18 protein-coding genes are annotated in these 21,744 nt (G+C 61.3%); 9 read left to right on the forward strand and 9 right to left on the reverse strand.

Annotation, left to right across the window (positions count from 1 at the left end; genetic code table 11):
* Positions 1-10: 10 nt before the first annotated feature.
* Entirely contained in the window at positions 11-985 is a 975-nt protein-coding gene (locus CGL56_RS00260) for an OmpA family protein (protein ID WP_099104504.1), read from the forward strand.
* Here CGL56_RS00260 and CGL56_RS00265 read toward each other — a convergent pair.
* Entirely contained in the window at positions 969-2,027 is a 1,059-nt protein-coding gene (locus tag CGL56_RS00265; protein ID WP_167641544.1) for a DUF3810 family protein, read from the reverse strand. The two genes, CGL56_RS00260 and CGL56_RS00265, sit on opposite strands and share 17 nt — an antisense overlap.
* 156 nt (positions 2,028-2,183) lie before the next feature.
* Between CGL56_RS00265 and trxA the strand changes: the two genes are divergently transcribed.
* From trxA to CGL56_RS00285, 4 genes are all read left to right on the forward strand, one after another.
* Complete coding sequence (trxA, locus tag CGL56_RS00270) at positions 2,184-2,510, forward strand: thioredoxin (RefSeq protein ID WP_099104506.1); 327 nt, start codon at positions 2,184-2,186, stop codon at positions 2,508-2,510.
* 267 nt (positions 2,511-2,777) lie between these two features.
* Positions 2,778-3,521, forward strand: a complete 744-nt coding sequence (locus tag CGL56_RS00275) for a succinate dehydrogenase cytochrome b subunit (protein WP_099104507.1) — start codon at positions 2,778-2,780, stop codon at positions 3,519-3,521.
* Between the two features lie 21 nt (positions 3,522-3,542).
* Positions 3,543-5,537: a fumarate reductase/succinate dehydrogenase flavoprotein subunit gene (locus tag CGL56_RS00280; RefSeq protein ID WP_099104508.1), complete on the forward strand. Its 1,995-nt coding sequence runs from the start codon at positions 3,543-3,545 to the stop codon at positions 5,535-5,537.
* A 15-nt stretch (positions 5,538-5,552) separates the two neighbouring features.
* Positions 5,553-6,311: a succinate dehydrogenase/fumarate reductase iron-sulfur subunit gene (locus CGL56_RS00285; protein WP_099105478.1), complete on the forward strand. Its 759-nt coding sequence runs from the start codon at positions 5,553-5,555 to the stop codon at positions 6,309-6,311.
* On the opposite strand, the gene CGL56_RS00290 is transcribed toward CGL56_RS00285, so the two are convergent.
* On the reverse strand, positions 6,312-6,884 hold the full coding sequence (locus tag CGL56_RS00290) for a hypothetical protein (protein ID WP_099104509.1): 573 nt from the start codon (positions 6,882-6,884) through the stop codon (positions 6,312-6,314).
* A 344-nt stretch (positions 6,885-7,228) separates the two neighbouring features.
* On the opposite strand from CGL56_RS00290, the gene CGL56_RS00295 reads away from it, so the two are divergent.
* The 3 genes from CGL56_RS00295 to CGL56_RS00310 are packed head-to-tail and all read left to right on the forward strand — an operon-like array spanning position 7,229 to position 12,794.
* Positions 7,229-8,563, forward strand: coding sequence for an FAD-binding oxidoreductase (locus CGL56_RS00295; protein ID WP_167641543.1), 1,335 nt, complete (start codon positions 7,229-7,231; stop codon positions 8,561-8,563).
* Positions 8,564-8,574: 11 nt separating this feature from the next.
* On the forward strand, positions 8,575-10,593 hold the full coding sequence (locus CGL56_RS00300) for an adenylate/guanylate cyclase domain-containing protein (protein WP_099104511.1): 2,019 nt from the start codon (positions 8,575-8,577) through the stop codon (positions 10,591-10,593).
* Between the two features lie 38 nt (positions 10,594-10,631).
* A complete protein-coding gene (locus CGL56_RS00310) occupies positions 10,632-12,794 on the forward strand; it encodes a hypothetical protein (RefSeq protein ID WP_143470558.1) in 2,163 nt (720 codons plus the stop codon).
* A gap of 7 nt (positions 12,795-12,801) precedes the next feature.
* Here the strand turns inward: CGL56_RS00310 and CGL56_RS00315 are convergent, their stop codons facing one another.
* The 5 genes from CGL56_RS00315 to CGL56_RS00335 all read right to left on the reverse strand — a co-directional run bounded on the left by CGL56_RS00315 (position 12,802) and on the right by CGL56_RS00335 (position 17,014).
* Positions 12,802-13,773, reverse strand: coding sequence for an energy transducer TonB (locus tag CGL56_RS00315; protein ID WP_099104514.1), 972 nt, complete (start codon positions 13,771-13,773; stop codon positions 12,802-12,804).
* A gap of 123 nt (positions 13,774-13,896) precedes the next feature.
* The gene (locus CGL56_RS00320; RefSeq protein ID WP_099104515.1) at positions 13,897-14,247 is read right to left on the reverse strand and encodes a DoxX family protein; all 351 of its coding nucleotides are present in this window, start codon (positions 14,245-14,247) and stop codon (positions 13,897-13,899) included.
* Between the two features lie 6 nt (positions 14,248-14,253).
* Positions 14,254-15,114 carry a DUF4421 family protein gene (locus CGL56_RS00325; protein WP_167641542.1) on the reverse strand — a complete coding sequence of 287 codons (861 nt, stop codon included), beginning with the start codon at positions 15,112-15,114 and terminating at the stop codon, positions 14,254-14,256.
* Between the two features lie 85 nt (positions 15,115-15,199).
* On the reverse strand, positions 15,200-16,498 hold the full coding sequence (locus tag CGL56_RS00330) for an amidohydrolase (RefSeq protein WP_099104517.1): 1,299 nt from the start codon (positions 16,496-16,498) through the stop codon (positions 15,200-15,202).
* 45 nt (positions 16,499-16,543) lie between these two features.
* Positions 16,544-17,014 (reverse strand): ribonuclease H-like YkuK family protein, encoded by a 471-nt coding sequence (locus CGL56_RS00335; protein ID WP_099105479.1) that lies wholly within the window; start codon positions 17,012-17,014, stop codon positions 16,544-16,546.
* 159 nt (positions 17,015-17,173) lie between these two features.
* On the opposite strand from CGL56_RS00335, the gene CGL56_RS00340 reads away from it, so the two are divergent.
* Positions 17,174-19,837: an AAA family ATPase gene (locus CGL56_RS00340; RefSeq protein ID WP_099104518.1), complete on the forward strand. Its 2,664-nt coding sequence runs from the start codon at positions 17,174-17,176 to the stop codon at positions 19,835-19,837.
* Here the strand turns inward: CGL56_RS00340 and CGL56_RS00345 are convergent.
* Positions 19,834-20,628 (reverse strand): hypothetical protein, encoded by a 795-nt coding sequence (locus tag CGL56_RS00345; RefSeq protein WP_143470559.1) that lies wholly within the window; start codon positions 20,626-20,628, stop codon positions 19,834-19,836. The genes CGL56_RS00340 and CGL56_RS00345 overlap by 4 nt on opposite strands.
* Positions 20,629-20,646: 18 nt before the next feature.
* The gene (locus tag CGL56_RS00350) at positions 20,647-21,741 is read right to left on the reverse strand and encodes an endonuclease/exonuclease/phosphatase family protein (RefSeq protein WP_099104520.1); all 1,095 of its coding nucleotides are present in this window, start codon (positions 21,739-21,741) and stop codon (positions 20,647-20,649) included.
* Positions 21,742-21,744: the final 3 nt, after the last annotated feature.

A 21,744-nucleotide genomic window follows, 5' to 3' on the forward strand; every position in this document is an offset into this window, starting at 1 on the left:
ACCGCAAGCCATGAAATTCATTCCTTCCCTCCTCCTGTTTTTCCTGGCCTTCACCGCCTGCGTACCCAAGTCGCAGTTCGATGCCCTGGTAGTCGAGCGTAACTTCTACCACAACCAGGCCATGGAGGCCGACAGCCTAGCCAACGCCCGCCGCCGGGCGGAAACCGACAGCCTGAACCAGCTCACCTTCGCCCGCCAGCAACAACTGCGGGAGATCGAGAACCTGAAAGCCACCAACCGCTCCCTGGCTGAACAAGTAACCGATCTGCGGGGCCGCTACGAAGCCCTCGTCGCCCAGAATCGCGAACAAGTGGCCACCGGGGGAAGCCAGGCCATGCTGCTGCAGCAGCAACTCACCGAACGGCAGGCGGAACTGAACCGGCGGGAAAGCGCCCTGCGGCAGGCCGAGCTGAACCTCCAGGCGCGCGAGCAACGAATGTCCAGCATCGACGAGATGCGCAGCACCCAACCGGGACCGGCTACCTACGGCAGTGGCACCAACCCCCAGGGGACCACCCCCACCGACGCCGCGGCACCGTCCACGGTAACTGCCGGTATCCTTTACGACGAACTCAAGCAATTGCTGCTGGCCATTACCGACAGTGGATACACCATTGAGCGGCCGGCCCCGAACCGCCTGCACCTCGTAATGGGTGGCGACCTGTTGTTCTCGGACAGCACCACCGTCAGCCTGCCCGGCCAGCGGCTGTTGCGCCGCCTGGGGGGCACCCTGCGCAATTACCCCCAGGCACGATATACCATTGTGGGCCACGCGGGAGAAGGCGGTGACGCCACCCCCCTGGCCGCCTACGACGGCAGCGCCCGCCGCGCCGCCCGGGTAGCTGTCCAGCTGGCCCAATTCGGAGTGGACCCCGGTCGGGTGGTTGCCGGTGGCAAGGGTTTCTACGGTTCCGAAGGGGGTGCAGCCTTCTCCGGCGAGGGCGGAAAGCGGCGGGTGGAAATCGAGATTACATTTCCGGATTAAACGACCGTCGATAACCCTCCACCAGTTGCACCACGCGGCCGTAATTGAGTAGCCCGTCGTGAATGCCCTGGGCCTTCAGGTAGGCCGTATAGGTGGCGTCGCGCAGCGCCGGGGCAATGTCGCGGTACAGCTCCCCATTGTCGTAGATGGCCTGCAAGTCGTTGCGGATCCCGGGATCCAGGCGCTCCGTCCGCCACCGCAGGTATTCCTCCGGGTCGGCGTATCGCAGCAGTCCGGCCAGGTGCCGCCAGTAGGCCAGCTCCAGGGTATAAGTCAGCAGTGGATCAGTTGATTCCCGCGCGGCCAAATAGGCCCAGAAAGAGCAGGTGCCCTCGTCTCCGAACCCGTAGGCGTGCGCCAGTTCATGCGCCATCACGGCGGGCTTCTGCAGGGGGTGGAGGCCGGCGTCGATATTTCCCTGGGCGGCCCAGGGCCAGTACACACCGGCGGTACTCAGCCGCAGGAGCACCCCTCTGGGCAGCAGCTCCCAGCCGCGGGGCCGGCCGGGGGCGGGATAGTCGTGGCGCAGCAAGGCATCTACCACCAGGGGGCGTACGGCAGCCTCCATATCCGCCGGAAAATGTTCCGCCTGCAGTGCATCGGTATCCCGGGTGATGCGGGCCCGCAACCGGGACAGTTCCTCCGCCGTACCGTAAACCCGTTGGCGCAGTTCGTCCACCTCCGGTTCGTAGGTGGCAAAGCTCATGTGGTCCTCCACCGCTACCCGCCCATAATTGAAGCCCCACAGCCAGAGAAAGGCCAGTATCAACGAGGCTGCGGCGGTCAGCAACCGGTATGCCAGTCCGGAAAGCAGGTACCGCTTGCCAAGGGTTCGACGTTCGCGACGTTGGCGGCGTAGCCGGAAGATTTCGCTCACCAACAGGTACCCAACGCCCGCCCAGAAAAGGTAGAACAGGGGAAAGGGAAGGCGGGAAAGGGTAGCATCCCAGCCCGCGCGTACCGCCAGGAAGACCCCCCGGCTGTAGACGCTTTCCAGTACTTTCAAAGGCAGCAGCAGCCGTAGCAGGACGCTAGCTGCCACCAGGGCCAGCAGGGTGTAGAGGGCGGCGGGGCGCGGGTGCCAGGCCTTGGAAGCGGGTGCCGGAGACCCGGACCGCCCCGCGGGGGACTCAACTATGGGTGATTTCCTGCGTTTGATTGACGTGTGATTTGCACAGTAAACGTAAACTAAAGCAATATGGCTTTTGAATTAACCGACAGCAACTTCAAACAGGAAGTGCTGGAAAAGAAAGGAATTGCCCTGGTAGATTTTTGGGCGGAATGGTGTGGCCCCTGTAAAATGATCGGCCCCGTAGTAGAGGAGCTGGCGAAAGAATACGACGGCAAGGCGCTCATCGCCAAAGTCGACGTGGACGAGAACGCCGAACTGACGCAGCGGTACGGCGTGCGGAACATCCCCACCATTCTGATCCTCAAGGACGGAGAAGTGGTCGACAAGCACGTTGGGTTCGCCACCAAGGAAGCCCTGGCCCAGAAGATCGAGGCCCAACTGGAAACTGCCTAGAAACAGTTCCGCCCTTACCAAGTGAATCAGCCCCTATCGCCCCCGGCGGTAGGGGCTTTCTTTTTCCGCTGCCACTCCAGTTCAGCAGTCCCCAGAGTGGGACTTCGGATTTACGATCCCTGTTCGGGGAAAGCCGACGAAAAACTCGCTTATTGTATAGAATAAATCTAAACAGACGCCAGACTCCCCTACTCCCCCCAACTAAAGTAGGCCATCTTTCATTTCCTGTTAACTTTGGCGCCCAAGGCTAAAATCTGGCATTTTCCTATGGCTACAAGCACCGCGAATCGTACCACCTCCAGCGTCGGCTGGTTCGGCAAGTTTCTTTCTTCCAGTATCGGGCAGAAGGTGATCATGTCGTTGACCGGCCTCTTCCTTATTGTCTTTCTGGTGGTTCACCTTATCGGCAATTTACAGTTGATCCTGGCAAACGATGAAGGCTACAGCTTCAACAGCTACGCCTATTTCATGACCACCAACCCGGTGATCAAGACGACCTCCTTCCTCCTTTACGCCTTCATCATCCTGCACGCCATCCAGGGCATCTACCTCTGGAACCTGAACCGGAAGGCCCGGGGCAACGTACGCTACGCCGTGAAGGTGGACCGTACCGCGGGCGGCAGCAAGTCGTCCATCTATATGGGCTCCCTCGGCATGGTCATCCTTGCCTTTATCATCGTACATATGGTACAGTTCTGGGGGCAGATGCACTTCACCGACAACGTAGGCCCCTTCACCGCCGAAGGCTACGAAGGTGCCAAGGACCTGTACGCCCTGGTCAGCCAGACCTACGAGAACATCGGCATGGTCATCTTCTACGTAGTGGCTATGGTATTCATCGCCTTCCACCTGTGGCACGGCTTCCAGTCGGCCTTCCAGACGCTGGGCCTCAACCACAAGAAATACACCCCGCTGATCAAGAGTGTGGGCTACGCCTACAGCGTCCTGGTGCCGCTGGGCTTTGCCGCTATTCCCGTGATCATGTACCTGCGTTCCCGCGGCATCCTTTAACCTTACCTGAAGCTAGCAGTTATGCCCTTCCAACCCAACGTTCCCCCCGGTGAGCTGTCCCAGAAGTGGAAGCAGTACCGGTCCTCCATGCCCCTGGTCGCCCCCAACAACAAGCGGCGGCTGGAAGTAATCATCGTGGGTACCGGCCTGGCGGGAGGTGCCGCCGCCGCCACCTTCGGTGAGCTCGGTTACAAGGTGAAGGTGTTCACCTTCCACGACAGCCCACGGCGCGCCCACTCCATCGCCGCCCAGGGCGGCATCAACGCCGCCAAGAATTACCAGAACGACGGCGACAGTGTCTACCGCCTGTTCTACGATACCATCAAGGGAGGCGACTACCGCAGCCGCGAAGCCAACGTACACCGGCTGGCCGAGGTGAGCGTCAACATCATCGATCAGGCCGTAGCCCAGGGGGTTCCCTTCGCCCGGGAGTACGGCGGACTCCTCTCCAACCGCTCCTTCGGTGGCGTGCAGGTATCGCGGACCTTCTACGCCCGCGGACAGACCGGCCAGCAGCTGCTGCTCGGTGCCTACCAGTCGCTCAGCCGGCAGATCAGCCTCGGTAACGTGGAGCTGTTCAACCGCCACGAGATGATCGACCTCGTCATGGAGAACGGGAAGGCGCGCGGGATTATCGCACGGAACCTGCTCACCGGAGAAACCGAACGCCACGCTGCCCACGCCGTCGTACTCGGCACCGGTGGTTACGGCAACGTTTTCTACCTGTCGACCAACGCCATGAACTCCAACGGCTCCGCCGCCTGGCGCGCCGTCAAGCAGGGCGCCTACATGGCCAACCCCTGCTTTACCCAAATCCACCCCACCTGTATTCCCGTATCCGGTGAATACCAGTCGAAGCTCACCCTCATGTCCGAGTCGCTCCGCAACGACGGCCGGGTATGGGTACCCAAGAAGCTGGAGGACGCCGCCGCGATCCGGGAGGGCCGCAAGACGGGCCTCGACATTCCGGAGGCCGACCGCGACTACTACCTGGAGCGCCGCTACCCCGCCTTCGGCAACCTGGTGCCCCGCGACGTGGCCAGCCGCGCCGCCAAGACGGCCTGTGACGAAGGACTGGGCGTGAGCCCCACCGGCCTTGCCGTTTACCTTGACTTCGACGCGGCCATCAACCGCTACGGCAAGTCCAAGGCCCACAGCCAGAACGAACACAACGCCAGCCCCGCCCGCATCCGCGAACTCGGCGTCGGCGTCATCGAGGAGAAGTACGGCAACCTCTTTGAGATGTATGAGAAGATCACCGGCGAAGACCCCTACGTCATGCCGATGAAGATCTACCCCGCCGTCCACTACACCATGGGCGGACTCTGGGTGGACTACAACCTGCAAACCAACATCCCCGGCCTGTTCGCCATCGGTGAAGCCAACTTCAGCGACCACGGCGCCAACCGCCTCGGTGCTTCGGCCCTGATGCAGGGACTGGCCGACGGTTACTTCGTGCTCCCCTACACCATCGGCACCTACCTCTCCGAGGAAATCCGTAGCCCCATGGTCGACCCCGAAGGCCCCGCCTTCCAGGAGGCCGAGAAAAAGGCCCAGGCCCGCATCGATCGACTCATGGCCATCAAGGGTAGCAAGTCGCCCGAAACCTTCCACCGCGAACTCGGCAAGATCATGTGGGAATACTGCGGTATGGCGCGCAACGCCGAAGGCCTGAAGAAGGGTCGCCGCATGATCCGCGAACTGCGGGAGGAATTCTGGCGCGACGTCTACGTCCCCGGCCGCATCAAGGAGTACAACCCTGAGCTGGAGAAAGCCCTGCGCGTGGCCGACTTCCTGGAGCTCGGCGAACTGATGATGATGGACGCCCTGGACCGCAACGAAAGCTGCGGCGGTCACTTCCGCGAGGAATACCAGACTGAAGACGGAGAGGCCCTGCGCCGCGATGATGAGTATGCCTACGTCAGCGCCTGGGAATGGGACGACGTGGAACCCATCCTGCACAAGGAAGAACTAATTTTCGAGAACGTGGAACTGAAAACCAGATCCTACAAATAACTGGCCTTGGAAAATATGAAACTCAAGCTCAAGATCTGGCGCGAGGGGGGAAAGTACCCCAAAGGCCAGTTCGTCAGCTACGATATCGCCGGCGTCAATGACCACATGTCCTTCCTGGAGATGCTCGACGTCCTGAATGAACGACTGATCAGCGAGAAGGAAGACCCCATCGCCTTCGAGCACGACTGCCGCGAAGGGATCTGCGGAACCTGCTCCCTGGTCATTAACGGTTACCCCCACGGGCCGATGCAGCAGACTACGGCCTGTCAGCTCCACATGCGGAACTTCCGCGACGGGGAGACCATCACCATCGAGCCCTGGCGTTCGCGGTCCTTCCCGATCGTCAAGGACCTCGTGGTCAACCGTGACGCCTTTGACCGCATCATCCAGGCCGGTGGGTACATCAGCGTGGATACCGGTCAGGCCCAGGACGGCAACGCCATTCCCATCGAAAAGGACCAGGCCAGCCACGCCTTCGACGCCGCTACCTGTATCGGCTGCGGTGCCTGCGTGGCCGCCTGCCCCAATGCCTCAGCCATGCTGTTCGTCGGTGCCAAGGTGAGCCACCTGGCCCAGATGCCCCAGGGCAAGGTTGAAGCCGCCACCCGCGCCCAGCGCATGGTAGCCCAGCACGACGCCGAAGGGTTCGGCCGCTGCTCCAACATCACGGCCTGCGAGGCGGAATGCCCCAAAGGCATCAGCGTAGAGCATATCGCCCGCCTCAACCGGGAGTACATCGCTTCTACCCTCGGCAGCGAAAAGATCGCCAACTAATTACCGGCCCCGGAAGGTGTAGGTGATGGTGTAGGAGAAAGACGGCAGGATCAGGTTGTTTTCTACCCGCCGCGACTGCCGCACCACCAGCCGTTCGTCGTCAAGTTCTACTACCTCGTACTCCGAGGATTCCGACCGGGCGTCATCCGTCAGCGTAAGACGGGTAACCGAGAAATCGGTCGAATAACGCTTCAGGTCAAAACCTGCCAGTACATGGGGCGGGCTGTTCTCCGGACAGTCCGCCCCGTTTTTTATGAGGACCACCCATCCGGCGTCGAAGAACAGCACGTCGTCGCGCTCGCAGTCTTCCACCCCGGTGACGGCGGCAATGCGGACATCATAATTGCCGCGGATTTCCTCCCGCGTGAGTCCGGACTTCTCCACCGTAGAGTCCGGGAGGGCCGTTACCGCTGCGGTCACCCTTTCGGCAAAATCACTTTCAACGGAAACCAGCTGCCACCCATCGAAGCGGCTGAGCTGGTTGACGGGTGCCACCGGGGCATCATCGTCCTGACAAGCCGTGGTAAGCAGCAGAATAAAGAGGAGGAAAAACAGCGACAGGTTACTTTTCATTTTGGCGGGGATTAATGGGAAACGAAGGTACGTCAGCGTACCCTGAAGCCATAGACCCGACGTACCCGGGCGGCCCGCTTACAGCCGGGACATGAGTCGTACCATTTCAATAGCCGGTGGGGTAACAGATGCCTGGTCCGAGAACATCGGGCTATAGGTCATCCCGGCTATGTCCCTGTCGATAAATAATATTCAGGGTCGAGTACTATCCCCCGTATCTTATATCACTTTCTCAAACTTGATGCTCTCCCATGGACCTCCAATACTTAGAAGAGAACCTGTCGGGGAGAATGGTGTGCCCCGGATCCCCTCAATATCAGGAAAGCTGTCGGTTGTTTAATGACTTGTATCCTACCTACCCCAAGGTGGTGGTGTACGCCGCCCATGAACCGGATATCTGGCACTGCCTGCACTTTGCGCGATCGCACGACCTGACTACCGTGGTCCGGGCAGGTGGACACAGCATGGCTGGGTATTCGGTATGCGAAGGATTGGTGATCGACGTGAGCGGGCTAAACCGTGTTACGGTGGACACCGAAAGCAGCACCGCCGTAGTGCAGGCGGGAACCAAGATATATGAATTGGAGGCTGCGCTGGAAGCCGAAGGTTTCCACGTACCCGGGGGCGGCTGCCCTACCGTCGCCGTGGCCGGATACATGATGGGCGGGGGCTACGGTTTCACCTCCCGGTACTTCGGGCTCAATTGCGACAACGTATTGTCGGCCAGGGTCATGCTGGCCGACGGCACCATCGTCAGAGCAAGCGCGGAAGAAAACGGAGATCTGTTCTGGGCCCTCCGCGGCGGAGGTGGTGGCAACTTCGGGGTACTCCTCGATATTACTTACCGGGTGCACGGGCTGGGGAAACTGCACGGGCTGCGGCTGGAATGGTCCCTCCAACGCACGATGCAGCGCCGGGAAGCGGCCGCCGCCCTTTTCCTGATTCAGGAGCGGTTCCTCCCGTCCCACGCCTACCCCCAGTTGGGCATGCAATTGCTGATTCAAACGGACCCCGACGGCGGGGGAAAGAAGTTGATTGCCTGCCTTACCTGGGTGGGCCAGCGGAGCGGACTGGACGAGGCGGTTGCCCCCCTGTTGGCACTGCCGGGCACCAATGTCACCCTGTCTCTCCACGCGGGGTACTCGGAAGTGAATGCCCGACTACTGTCCAAAATGGAGGCTATCCCCCCGGGCATCCGGGCTTATTGCTGCAGTCACTACGTAGATCAGGCCCTCGATCTGCCGCAAATGGAGGCCTTGCTGGACTTCTACGTCGCTTCCGTGCCGAATGCCTTCGCGATCGTCGCCATGGAATGCTACGGGGGTAAGATCAACACCGTACCCTCCGACGCCACCGCCTTCTACCACCGCGAGGCGCTGTTTGACATCTTCGCCTTCGGCTTTTTTACTGATGAACCCGAAGAACAGCAGTCCCTGGCCCACAACTGGATAGCCCAACTCAATGACTTTCTGCAGCCGATCGGCAACGGTCACGCGTATCAGAATTACCCCAGCCGGGAACTGCCCAACCATGCGTGGGCCTACTGGGGGCCAAATTACCCACAGCTTCAGCGGATCAAGCGCAAATACGATCCGGACCAATTCTTTCGCTACGGACAGGCCATTGACGGCCGCGGTGCCACTGAGCGCACGACCTCTCCCCTCTACACCGGTCCCTAACCCTTCCAGCCATGCGGCGCCAAGCCCTCCTCCTGCTGTTTTCCCTCGCGTGGCTCGCCGTGGCGGGCGGCCAACCCATTGTGGTGTCGAATGATGGACACCGGCAGCAGCTGGAAGACGGGGTGCAGTACTTCATCGATACTTCAACCAACCTTACCTCCGCCGGGGCGGTGAACCAATCCTTCCGTTCACCCCTCTCCTACCCGCTGAATTTCAGCATGATCAATTACCCGGTCTGGATTCGGTTTAGCCTGATTTCACCATCCGCGCGAACAGTCATTCTGGAGCTGACTGACCCCTCCCTGGAATTGATTGAAGTGTATGAGGGTACCGACGCCCAAAATTTGCAGCGGATGTTCAAGGGGGGATTTGAGGAACCCTTTCACGAAAAGTTGATTCCTACCAACCGCTGGCTGTTCCCCCTGGAATTGAAGGCCGGGGAGGAAAAGACCTACCTCATCCGAGTGCACACCAGTTTCCCCCTGAAGGTACCTCTGAGCATTAGTGGGGAGCAGCAGTACATCCCCGAGGTGGCCAGGTTCAACCTGTTGTGGGGACTATACCTGGGCATTCTGGTGTTTGCCCTTCTGTATAACCTCTTCCTGCTGTTCAGCATCCGTGAAAGGATTTACCTGTATTACTGCTGCTACGTCTTCTTTGGCTCGGTTTTTTACGCCGGATTACAGGGGTACACCTTCCAGTACATATGGCCCGATTTACCGCAATTGAACCGCTACCTGCCAATCCTGATTTGCCTCACCCACCTGTCGGTATTCCTGTTCTCGATCACCTTTCTGCAGATCACCCGCCGCAACCGGTTTGCCTTTTACGGCGGGTGGTCGCTGATGGGATTGTTCGTGGTGGCGATCGTCATTAACCTCACGGGCCGCTACGGAGTCACCGTGATCATGGCCCAGTCGCTCAGCCTGGTAACTTCCCTGTACTACCTGTACCTGGCCACTTTCGCGCTACTGCGGCGGGTGCCCAATGCCCGCTTCTTTGCGCTGGGGTGGGTACAGTTTCTGGTCATGGTCGTAGTGTACATCCTGGCCGACAACGGCCTCATTGCCAGTACTCCCTTTACCACCCATTCCCTGTTTGTCGGGAATGCACTTGAGGTACTGCTGTTTTCCTACGCCCTGGCCGCCCGCGTGAACTACCTCAAAGCGAGCAACGACGAAAAGCAGGAGGAGATCATCCGGCAACTCGAAGCCAATCACCGCCTGCAGCAGGTGGCCAACGACAAGCTGGAACGGCTGGTCACGGAACGCACCATCGAAGTCATCGAGCAGCGCAACGAAGCGGTCAAGCAACGCAACCTGAGCGACGCGCTGCTGCTCAACATCCTTCCGGAAGAAACGGCCCGGGAACTGAAGGCCACCGGCACCGCCCATGCCCAGTACTTCGAGAGCGTTTCCGTCCTTTTCACCGACGTGGTAGACTTCACGGTGTACACGGCCCGGATGTCCCCGAAGAAGTTGGTCGCCGAGATCAATACCCTGTTCACCGCCTTTGACCACATCGCCTGCAAGCACGGCATCGAAAAGATCAAGACCATCGGCGATTGCTACATGGCCGCGGCCGGCCTGCCTACCCCCTGTCCCGACCATGCCCTGAGAATAACCCGGGCGGCCCTCGACATGCAGGCCTACACGGCCCGGCAGGCGCGGCGGCGGCTGAGGGAAGGCAAGGAGCCCCTGCTGATCCGGATCGGCATTGCCAGTGGCCCCGTGGTCGCCGGCGTGGTAGGTCACCTCAAGTTCGCCTACGACATCTGGGGGTCCACCGTCAACCTCGCCAGCCGCATGGAAGCCCACGGCGTCATCGGACAGATCAACATCAGTCAGTCTACCCGCGACCTGATCGCTACTCACTTCCACTGCAGCAGTCGGGGCAGGGTGGCCGCAAAGGGCCTCGGCGAGCTGGATATGTACCTCGTGGGCAGCCCCTTCAGCGCCAACGGCAGCCGCCACGCCGCCCGGTCTGATGCCGACGACGACAATCCGAACCTGATACCCATCACCACCTGAGCCACTACCCCTTGGTCACCCACTAATTGCACCCATTCATGGCACTTTTCGATTTACCCCGCCTCCATTTCCGCGGTACGGCGGAGATCAATCCGTCTACCCTGAACAATTCCGCCACCTGGCCCCTGGTACTGTATGACACCATTCGTTCCGAGCCATTCCTTCCCCCCCGATTATACTTCCACAGTCGGGAAACCATTCTGAACGTCCGGGCGGACATCAGCCCTACCCCTCATGAAGATCCCACCAATGGATTCTTCTATATCGAGATTGAGGTTCTTAAAGACGTCGCAGAGGTGCACAAGTGGTGCAAAAAGCGCCTGTGCCACAACCAATCGGCCGTCGATTGGCAATACCGACCCTATTACGATGCAGTCGTTCTGCTCTACCAAAATCAATCGTGTCACGAATTTCCGCCGCTCAAAGTCCCTCTCTTGGATCAGCCCCCCGCCTACTGGAATATGTTCGGGGATATGAGCGTGACCCTGTCCACCGTGGATGCCGTGGGTGTGCAGCGGCTGGAAGACTCGAAGGGTGGTTCGCGGGTGGTAGAATACGAAAAGGATGATCCGGAGGCTCCGGCGGTTGTCCAGCAACTGATGAATCTCCGGTTGGATTTTCATTCTCCCGCTGCCAGAACCAAGAAGGCGGTGATCTGCGACACCATCGGTAATCAGGCCATTCACACCTACATTTTCTGTTCCGGTCTCCAACTCACCAATCGGAGGACTGGCGCCGATATCCTGCGGGGTACGCCCTTCCGGTTCGCTCCCCTCTCTTTCGGAGCCTGGAAGGTACTGGCTGGCCTGAAGCCGCCGATGGCCTCAGCCGCCCGTTTCTGTTCCGCCATCCCCCTGGAGGAAATGGAGGTTTTTTCCGAGGAGTTGAAATCGTTTCTGGAAGGTTCCGACGAGCGTGAGCTTCGGGGAGTGTTCGTATCACTTACGCTGGAGCAGACCCTACAAAACCGGGACCCGGAATACTACGAAACGCACGGAGACCGGGCGAAACCGGCGAAGTCCACCGTAGTCGCCACCCTGGCCCCCTGGTACGCGGGCGACCTGCGGTCCAACGTACTGGGTCGCCAGCTGGCCACCTTCAACGCCGCGCCGCCATCACACAAGACGGAATCTCTCCCCCTGGGCACCATGATGTCCGGTATCAGGGAGTTTGCGGACGGGTCGGGGCTCTTTTCCGTCGACCTGGCGGCTACCTGGCCGGAACGGATGGAGCAATCCGCCAGCGGGGTGCGGCAGTTTTCTACCTACGGACTCGGGGAGATGAGCTTCCGGTATGGCGATGATCTGCGGGACGAGTTCTTTAACATCACGGTCAACGAAGCAGTCGCTCCACTGGATTCAGTATTCGCCCGGGGTAGCCTGTTCGACTGCTTCCTCAGCAAAGGGCAGGTAGCAAAACTCAAGGACGAAGCGATCAGGGTGTACCTGGGTGAAGACCTGCTGTTTCGGGAGACCGACTACTACATCACCTCCGACACCAAAGGACTGTTCGGGGAGGCGGGGGAAGCACCACAGGCCGGGTACCGGGTGTACGACGCACAGCGAGAACCCTGTATCCTCCGCATTCTCCAACGTGGACAGCCGGTAATCCGGCCGATCGATGTTCATATGGGCGTGTACCGCGCGCCGGGCACGGGCAATAACCCCCTGGGCCCGGTCGACCGCCAGGAGGTGCTCACGCTTAAGGATGGCGACGCCGTTCCCCTGGTCAACAATGCCCTGCGGCCGGAAGATACCGGCATCTACTACTTCGCCTACGACGGTCAGTACGCCGACAACCGGATTCCCCCGTTCGCTATCGCCAGGAAAGGTTACACCATCCAGGATACCAGTGCTTTTGTCACCCTGAACGTGGTAAACAACAAGGACTACTCCCGCTACCTCTCATCCGCAAACTGGAACCGTTCGCCCCCCACCTGGGAAGTGGTGTACCAGGAGGTCTTCAAGCTGTACCATATCCTGTTCCCCGCGATGGGCAAAGTGATTCCCTTCGAGCAGGGCGTATACGAAGACCCGTACGTGAGGGAGCAGGTGGTGGCTCTGACGGACCCCGCCTTGTGGAATCGCGTCACTTACATGCCGCCCAACCGGATCCTGAGCAAGAGCCAGCGGGAACTTATCCTGGCGTGGTCGGCCTACGTGCAGCAGAGGGACAATCCTAATTCGGACTATCCCACCTGAAGGCCGGCTACTGCACCTTGAAGTTGTAGCTGATCCGGCCACACTGTTCGGCCGGGGCCATGGGGTTGGCGGCGAAGCGCCAGCGGCGGGCGTTCTTGGTGGCCGCGGCTACCAGGGTGGGATCGGCCGTGCTGCTGCCGTTCTGGGTGTAGTTGGCTTTGGTAATTTCACCGTCGGGATTCACGCAGACTTCTACGACTACCGTGCCGGACACCTGGCTGTTTTCCTGTACCGGCGGGCTGGCCAGTACCCCGCGGCCACCCAGGCCACCACTTACCCGGCCACTGCCGGTGGAGATGCCGCTCAGGCGGTCGGCGTTGGGGTCGCCGTCGTCGACGCCCTGGTTACCGGGCCGGCCGGTATTTCCGTTGCCACTGCCCTGTCCGAAGGCTCCCCCGAGTTGTCCCTTGAGGGCATCGGCTTCGGCCTGCCGGCGGCGTTCGGCTTCTTCGGCGGCGCGCTTGGCGGCGGCAGCGGCTTCCTGCTGACGGCGGCGCTCGGCGGCTTCTTCCTGCTGGCGACGGCGTTCGGCGGCCTCCTCCTGCTGCCGGCGGCGTTGCTCGGCATCGGCTTCCTGGCGCTGGCGGCGCTGCTCAGCCTGGCGGGCGGCTTCTTCGCGGGCCTTCTGCTTGCGCAGGGCTACCTCGGCCGGATCTTCGGTCACTACTACGTCGCGCTGCTGGGGAGCGGGGGTAGGATCCGCGGCGGGCGGCGGGGGGGGCGGCGGGTCCGCGGGTGCCGGGGGCGTAGGCGTGACCTCCTTCACCTCGGGTTGTACGGGGGCGGCGGCGTTCTCCTCCCCCTGCCCCATATCCACGAAGCCCAGGTTCACCAGGATACCGGGCTGTCCCGGGGGTGGGTTCTGGAAGAAGAAAATGGGCCAGATCAGCAGTACCAGGATCAGCACCGTTCCGATGCCGGCCGTGATCTTTCCGGTGCGGTCGCCGCGGATTTCGCTTTCAGTGAGGGTCCTGTTCATGTCCTTTGTTTCTAAGATGCAAAACTGCGATCGGCGGTATAATAGTGTGACAAATTTGACTTTTCGCGCGACCGGCCCCTGGTACTGGCGTAATTATGCGGCACCCGCGCGCGCCGCCCAAAACTACGCGCGGCGGGCCTCCCAATATAGCCAACCGATGAGGACGAACTGCAGCAACAGCCGACCAGCGGCCACCGCCTTGGACCCGATGACGGGCCGGGGGCGCTGCAGGTCCACGACGTGGATGGGCAAAAAGAGGATCATCAATGCGGCCGCGGCGTACAGTCCGTACACCCGGGTGGCGGGCCAGAGCATGGCGAGCCCGATTACGATCTCCGCCAGTCCCCCCGCCGCGTTGGCCGCCGCCTTCGGCATCCAGTGTGGTATGATGGAATAGTAGAAGCGGGGGTTCACAAAGTGGTAAATACCAGCGGCTACCAGTACAACGGCAAAAGCATAGGCGATAAGGGTCATGGGCAATCAGTCTGCAACGTTAAACCGGTGGCCGATGGTAAGTTCGATCCGGGTTTCATCCACCCGGGTATCCAGGTTTTCGGTATTGTCGATGCTGGGCAGGTAGGCCACGGTCAAGGCCGTGTAGTTGCGCCGGCCATTGTAGCCAAGGGCCAGCCGGCCCCGCACCCGCACGCTGACCATGTTCTTTTCAATCTGCCGGCTGGCCCCCCGCGGGTCATAGGTAATGAACCGCATCTCCGGCCCGGCCACCGCCAGCGGCGTTAGGAAGAAATCACGGGCAATCACAAAAGTGTGGGCGTACCCCAGGCCGGCTGTAATCTTGGACTGGGCATAACGCTCGATGACCACCTCCCCCTGGCGGTTGAAGGGCAACCGCAGGCTGTCGGCCAGCAGCACCTGGCGGTTGATGGCCCCGCCAACCAGCAGCGACCCGGAGCTCTTGAGCTGGCGGCCGTGCTGTTTGAAGGATGATCCCAGGCTGAAGTGTCTGGAGTTCAGTACCCGGAAGCCGAAGACGAGCACGTTGAAGAAGCGGATGTCGTCGCGGAAAGAGACTTCCTCGTCAATCCGCCTTTGCTCGAAACCGATGGTGCGCCGGCCATTGGCGTTGAGGTAGAATTTGTCGCGGTAAAACTGGAGGTTGAGCCCCAGGGAGCGGGCGTTGCCGACCTCGCTGTCGGTACCCAAGTCGCTTACCGGGATGCTGAAGGTGTACCCCAGCCACTTGTACCGGCCGCCGAGCCGGAGGGCCAGGCCGCGGTTGGACAGTTTCAGGGTCTCCTCCTCCCCCACCAGGAAGGAAGCGGAGTTGTCGCGGTAGCGCAGCCCCCCGTTCACGCGGGTGCGGCTGCTAAAGGTCTCCACGAAAGTAGAATCAAACTGCGCAGGCAGGCAGCCGCCCCCTAGCAGAAGGTAGAACAGGCAAGCGCTTTGGATCCACCGACGGGTCCTACTTTCCATTTTCCCCGCGCAGGTAATCCAGGGCCAGGTTGGTGTACAGCTGGACGCCGTGGATCAGCCCCCGCTCGTCGATCACGAAATCGGGGGTATGGTGGCCGGGCGCTTCGCTGCGGTCCATTTCGGGGGCCATGCCGCCGAGGAAAAGGAAGACGGAGGGCACCTCCCGGGCAAAGAAGGAAAAGTCTTCCGCTCCGGTGACGGCGTTCACCAGGTGGACGTTCTCCTCGCCTACCGTAGCCTTGACGGTGGGCAGCATCCGCTCCGTCATCTCGGGGTCGTTGTAGGTTACGGGGTAGCCCTTGTCGATGGTCACCACGGCTTCGGCGCCGGAGCTGGCGGCGATGTTGGTGGCGGTGCGGCGGATCTTGTCGAAAATGTCGGCCTTCATGTCCTCATCCAGGGTGCGGATGGTGCCGATGAGGGTCACCTCCTCGGGGATGATGTTGCTGCGCACGCCGCCCTGGATCTTGCCGATGCTGATCACGGCGGCTTCCTTGGTGAGTTCCGTCTGCCGGGCTACGATGAGCTGGAGGCCGGTGACGATCTGGGCGGCGGCGGTAATCGGGTCGACTCCCGACCAGGGGGCCGAGCCGTGGGCCTGCTTGCCCTTCACAACGATGGAGAAGCTGTTGCTGGCGGCCATGGCCCCACCGGGTTTGTAGTTGACGTGGCCCACCGGCGTCTGGCTGTTGATGTGGATACCAAAGGCGGCCTCCACGCCGTAGTCGGACAGCACCCCTTCCTTGACCATCAGTTCGGCGCCCCCTTCCTCTCCTTCCGGGGCACCTTCCTCGGCGGGCTGGAAGAGGAAGACTACCGTGCCCGGGATATTTTCCCGCTGTTTCGTCAGGATCTCGGCGGCTCCCATCAGCATGGCCACGTGGGTATCGTGTCCGCAGGCGTGCATCACGCCCACCTGCTCTCCCCGGTATTCCCCGACGGCCTTGCTGGCGAAGGGCAGGTCGGCCCGCTCGGTGACCGGCAGGGCGTCGATGTCGGCGCGGAGGGCTACTACCCCACCGGGCTTGCCGCCCTTCAGGATGCCCACCACTCCGGTGTGGGCCACGTTGGTGCGGACTTCCATCCCCAGTTTGCGCAGGTGCTCGGCGATGTACTTCCCAGTTTCTACCTCACGGTTACTCAGTTCCGGGTACTGGTGGACGTGGCGGCGCCACTCGATGACCTTCTCTTCAAGGTCCTGGGCCGCAGCCGCCGTGCGGGCGTAAGGGGCTTGGGCGGTGAGGGCGGCGCAGGTGGCCACGAGCAGGGCGGTAAACAGCTTTCGCATCAGGGTTACATTTGCCGCGGAAGATACGTAATTCCCGAAGTGCCCCTAGCAGACCTTGTCGGCGCAGGCCGAGGACGCAAAGGCGTCCGGCTTGGCCTTGAACACGAAGCCCATGCCCAGGATATAGCCCATGGCTTCCTTCAGGGCTACGTTGCTCTGGAAGTGAGGATCGGTGTTGATGTCGGCGTGGACCTCCAGTTCGACCTTGTATTTGTCGAGGATACCGCAAAGGGCGTAGGCGATTTCCACCGAGCGGCCGACTTCAAGGATCATCCGTTCCCGTAGCCCGATTTCCATCTTGCTCTTGTAGTTGGCAATGAACATAAAGCCGCCCCGCTTCTCGCGCAGGAACACGATCACGGTGGCAAATTCCACGGTAGCTCCCCTTACCTGACTGTCGGTACCGATGCACACCTTCAGCCGGTGGCCTTCCCCGATCTCCCGCGCCACGGTTTCCTCCACGGCCTTGGTGATGGGCGCCTCGATGCGGCGTCCATCGTAGCGTCGCCACTGCATATCGGTTAATGCCTTAGTATACATGGGGTTGCGTTTTTGAGGGTCTCCGTGAAGATACACTAATCAACCGACCCGCGGGCCGCTGATCGCGACCGGCGAGCGACATATTTCAACCGATGCAAGGTGGCAGGTATGAGATTTAACACTTACTTTACCCGTATGCGCGAAAGCAAGGAAAAGGAGGCCGTCATTCCCAGCTTTAAGTTCAAGGAGCTTAAGGTCTATAATTCAACCGAATACCTCTGGGACAACGTAAAGAAGTACCGGCAGGTCTTCGATCGCTTCGAGACGGCTTACGTGTACACCGAGCTGTCGCTCTTCAACAAGCGCTTTGACGTGGAGGACTGGACCCTCCACGTTACCCTCAAATGCTTCAATACCGATGACAGCGGCCGTACGGAAATGTGCTGCCTGAACATCGAAAAGGAGGTAAGCCGTTTCGACCACCTGGTGCTGATCCGGGAGGGCTGGGGCAACCAGAAAAAGGGCAGTATCTGGAAATCGGGGACCTACTGCTGGGAAGCCTACGTAGACGGACACCGCATCGGCTCCAAATATTTCTACGTGATCGAACCCGAGCGAAACCTGTCGGAAGAGGGGGACCCCGAACCGGACGAGAGAGGGAACATTGCCGACAAATACCTGAAGCTCAACTCCGTGCGGCTCTACGAAGGACCGTACGATGACCTGCCCGCCGAGGACCGGGTGTACCTGAAGGCATTCTCCAGTCAGGAAACCCGCTACGTCTACCTCGAGGTGGAATTTCAGAACCTGCAGCCGGAGCGCGACTGGTACCTCGAGCTTTTCACCAAGTTCCACAACCAGGCCCGCGACCTCAAGGGGCAGGTCAGCCGGCTCACCCACGTCCGGAAAGGGGAAGAAACCGTACGCCTCGCCGCCGGCTGGGGTTCCGCCGCCCCGAACCTCTGGCAACCGGACCAGTACGTGGCGGACCTGGTCTTCCTCGACAGCCTGCTCGCCTCCGTTCCATTCGTGGTGGGCGACGAGGCCCAGGAGGGCACCCCCCAGGTATATCTCCCGGATTCCCCGCGGCCAGTTCAGTTGGGACCCGCCGAAGATGGCAACGAAACCTTCGAGCACATCATGAGCGGGCTGGACGACCTCATCGGCCTCCAGGAAGTCAAACAACAGGTCAGGGACCACGCCATCTACATCCAGTTCCTCCAGCTGCGGCAGAAGCGTGGCTTTGAGATGGATACGGGCATCGATGTCCACGCCGTCTTCAGTGGCAACCCGGGTACGGGCAAGACCACGGTGGCCCGCATGATGGGCAAGCTGTACAAGAAGATGGGGCTGCTGACCAGCGGCCACACCGTAATCGCCGACCGGGTCGACCTCGTCGGAGAATACATCGGTCAGACCGCCCCCAAAACCCGGGAGGTGATTGAGAGCGCCCGCGGCGGCGTGCTCTTTATCGACGAAGCCTACTCCCTGGCCCGCAGCAACGACGACGGCAAGGACTTTGGCCGCGAGGTGATCGAAATTCTGGTAAAAGAGATGTCGAATGGCCCCGGTGATATGGCCGTAATCGTGGCCGGCTACACCGAGGAGATGAACCGCTTCCTGGACAGCAACACGGGGTTGAAGTCGCGCTTCAAGCACTACTACGAGTTCCGCAATTTCCTGCCACAGGAGCTGAGCCTCATTGCCGACTACGCCGCCAGGCGGCTCGGCGTCAAGTTCACCCTGGAAGCCAAGGCCCTGGTGGACGAAACCATCACCCAGGCCTTCCGCAGCCGCGACCGCACCTTCGGCAACGCCCGCTACGTCCACGACCTGGTAGAAAAGGCCAAGGTGCAGATGGCGCTGCGCATCATGCGGAAGGACGATACCGGGGAAAGCCTCTCCGATGAATACCTGAGCACCATCGAGGTGGGGGACGTGATGGGCATCCACCCCCTCGTCGAACGGGCCCGCCCCCTCATTCCGGTCAACGAAGCCCTGCTAGCCGCTACCCTGGAGGAGCTCGACGCCCTGGTGGGTATGGAAAACGTAAAGGCCCAGCTGCACGAACTGGTGAGCCTGGTACGCTACTACCGGCAGACCGGGCAGGACGTACTCAATGCCTTTCACCTGCACACCGTGCTGGTCGGCAACCCCGGTACCGGCAAGACCACCATCGCCCGCATCCTGGCTACCCTCTACAACGCCCTCGGGGTGCTGGAGCGGGGCCACATCGTGGAAACGGACCGGCAGGGGCTGGTGGCTGGATACGTAGGACAAACCGCCGAGAAAACCGCCAAAGTGATCGAGAACGCCCTGGGCGGGGTGCTCTTCATCGACGAGGCTTACGCCCTGACGCAGAACAGCACCGGGCAGCGGGGCGACTTCGGCGACGAAGCCATTCAAACCCTCCTGAAACGAATGGAAGACCAGCGCGGACAGTTCTTCGTGTGCGTAGCTGGCTACCCGGACAATATGGAAAGCTTTCTCAAGGCCAACCCCGGACTCAGCAGCCGCTTCGACAAAATCCTGCGGTTTGAGGATTACTCCCCCGAGCAGCTCATCGAGATCTCGGAGCGCATGTTCCGCCAGCGCAAGGCCCAGGTATCACCGCCCGCCCGCCAGCACCTGCGCGACTACCTCACGTTCCTGCACAAGTACCGCGACGCCTACTTCGGTAACGCCCGCACGGTGCGGCAGCTGGTCGACGACGTCATCCGCCGGCACGACCTGCGGCAAGCCGCCGAAACGGGCCGCCCAAAAAGGTCGGCCAAGCCGCGCATCGCGAAGGCCGACGTGGAGCACCTGCTGCTGGATACCCGCGCCCTGTCCATCCAGCGCAAGAGCATCGGCTTCTAGAATTCCGTAAATACGGTTTCGGGGAGGGTGTCGGTCACCACGATATTGCTGAGCTGGAAGCGGCCGCCCCGGTCGCCCGAGAGCAGTAAGCCCTCGTAGTCCCGGTAGCCGTTGAAGGGAGTTTCCAGGGCCGCCGTGGTATCGGCCGCGTTGCGGTAGAACTGCCAGGTGTTGATGCGGTAATTCTCCTGATCTACGAACAGGCGGTAACGGTTGCCCGGGGTATCGCCGACATCGGTGAAGGTGAGGTCGATGACTTCCGAAGGCCGGCTCTGCCGCGGGTCGGTTTCCTGGCCTACGTACTTCAGGGTTACCCCGCTGTCCTTCAGCTTGAAGGGCTGCAGCAACCAGTAACTGTCGTTGATGAACATAGAGTTGGCCGACTGGAGATAAATCTTCAGGCTGTCCGGATCGGTCATTTCCGCTCCGTTCTTTTGTACGGCTCCGGTCAGCCGGTCCGGGTCGCTATAGTCCAGCAGGTACACCATGCTGTCCTGGGGTACTTCGATCCGCACCCGGTCGTCCCGCTTGTCCCAGGTGAGCTGGCGGGCGCCGAAGAAGTCCCACTTGAAATAGCGGGCCGCGTCGTAAGCCTGCCGTCCGCCGTGGCGTACCATGACGCTGTCGGCAATGGCGATGGCCTCCGGGTCGGAGCCGGCCTCGTCGAAGCCCTCGGCCGCCGGGTTCGGATCGGTGACCTCGACGGTTTCCGTCGTAGGCTCGATGTCCGGCGATCCGCAGGCGGCCAGGAAGAGAAAAGTGAGCAGGGATAAGGGAGTGCTGAATTTCATACGGGCCATAACAGTAAACTAGCGCAGCAGTTCGGCGGCGAGGTAGACGGGTTGGTGGTCGCTGAAGCGAAAGTCCTGGTTGATGGTTTTCACCTGTCGCAACCGAACGTTGGGGCTGGTCAGGAAATAGTCGATCACGCTGCGTTCCGAGCGGTGGGCGTCGTAGGCTTCGTCGGACTTGCGGACGGTAGCCACGGTGGGCGCATACGCCCAGGCCCAGCCGTCGGGCAGAAAGTCGAAGTCAACGGCCGGGGGCAGCACCGTTTCCTCCACGGTTGGGTTCAGGCTGAACCAGTTGAAGCCCGGGGGCACCTGGTTCCAGTCCCCCCCTACGATTACGTAATTGCCGGCAGCGTAATCCGCCAGCACCAGCTCGCGCAGGTAGTTCATCTGCTCCCGCCGCAGGCTGCCATCGCTGTCGTAGGCCGACAGGTGGATGTTGTACACCACCAGCGGGGTGCCCCAGGCGGTGGGGAATTCCTGCCGCAGGGCGCAGCGGTCGAGCTGGAACAGTCGGGTGGGCCAGGGAAATTCCCCCGGCAGCTGGATGCGCTGGGCGGCAGCGGGGGCGTAGCGGCTCAGGGTGACCAGCCCGCTCTGCACCTGCCCGTAGTGGTCCCAGGGCTGGAACAGGGGGATGGGCACCAGGTTACTCTGGAAATTGGGCGCGTAGGTAACTGAATATCCCGGTAGGGCCCGCCGGGCGGTATCGAGCTGGTTGGTGAAGTAGCTGCGGCGGCTGGCGGTGTCCACCTCCTGCAGCAGGAAGAAGTCGCTGAGGGTGCTCGTCAGGGTGAGCCGCTGTCCGTCCACGTAGCGGTCCACGTTTTCGCGGGAAGTGCGCGCGCGGCCCAGTTCGGTCCACAGCACGTCGCCCCGGTTGTAGAAGAAGTAGTCCTCGGAGCCCAGGCCGCCGTAACCGACGTTCCAGGTCACGAACGTAAGCACCGAGTCTTCGATGACGGTTGGGGCGGCGGGGGACGCGGGTTCCGGGGTCAGGTCTGCCGTGCCCCGGGGCTGCCAGTCGGTGAGGGTGCCGTAGAGCAGAATGGCGGCCACGTATACCGCCGCGAAATAAATTGGGTACCGCAGCACCCGCCAGATCTTGCGCATGCC

Source organism: Neolewinella marina, assembly GCF_002631205.1.
Classification (GTDB): Bacteria; Bacteroidota; Bacteroidia; order Chitinophagales; family Saprospiraceae; genus Neolewinella; species Neolewinella marina.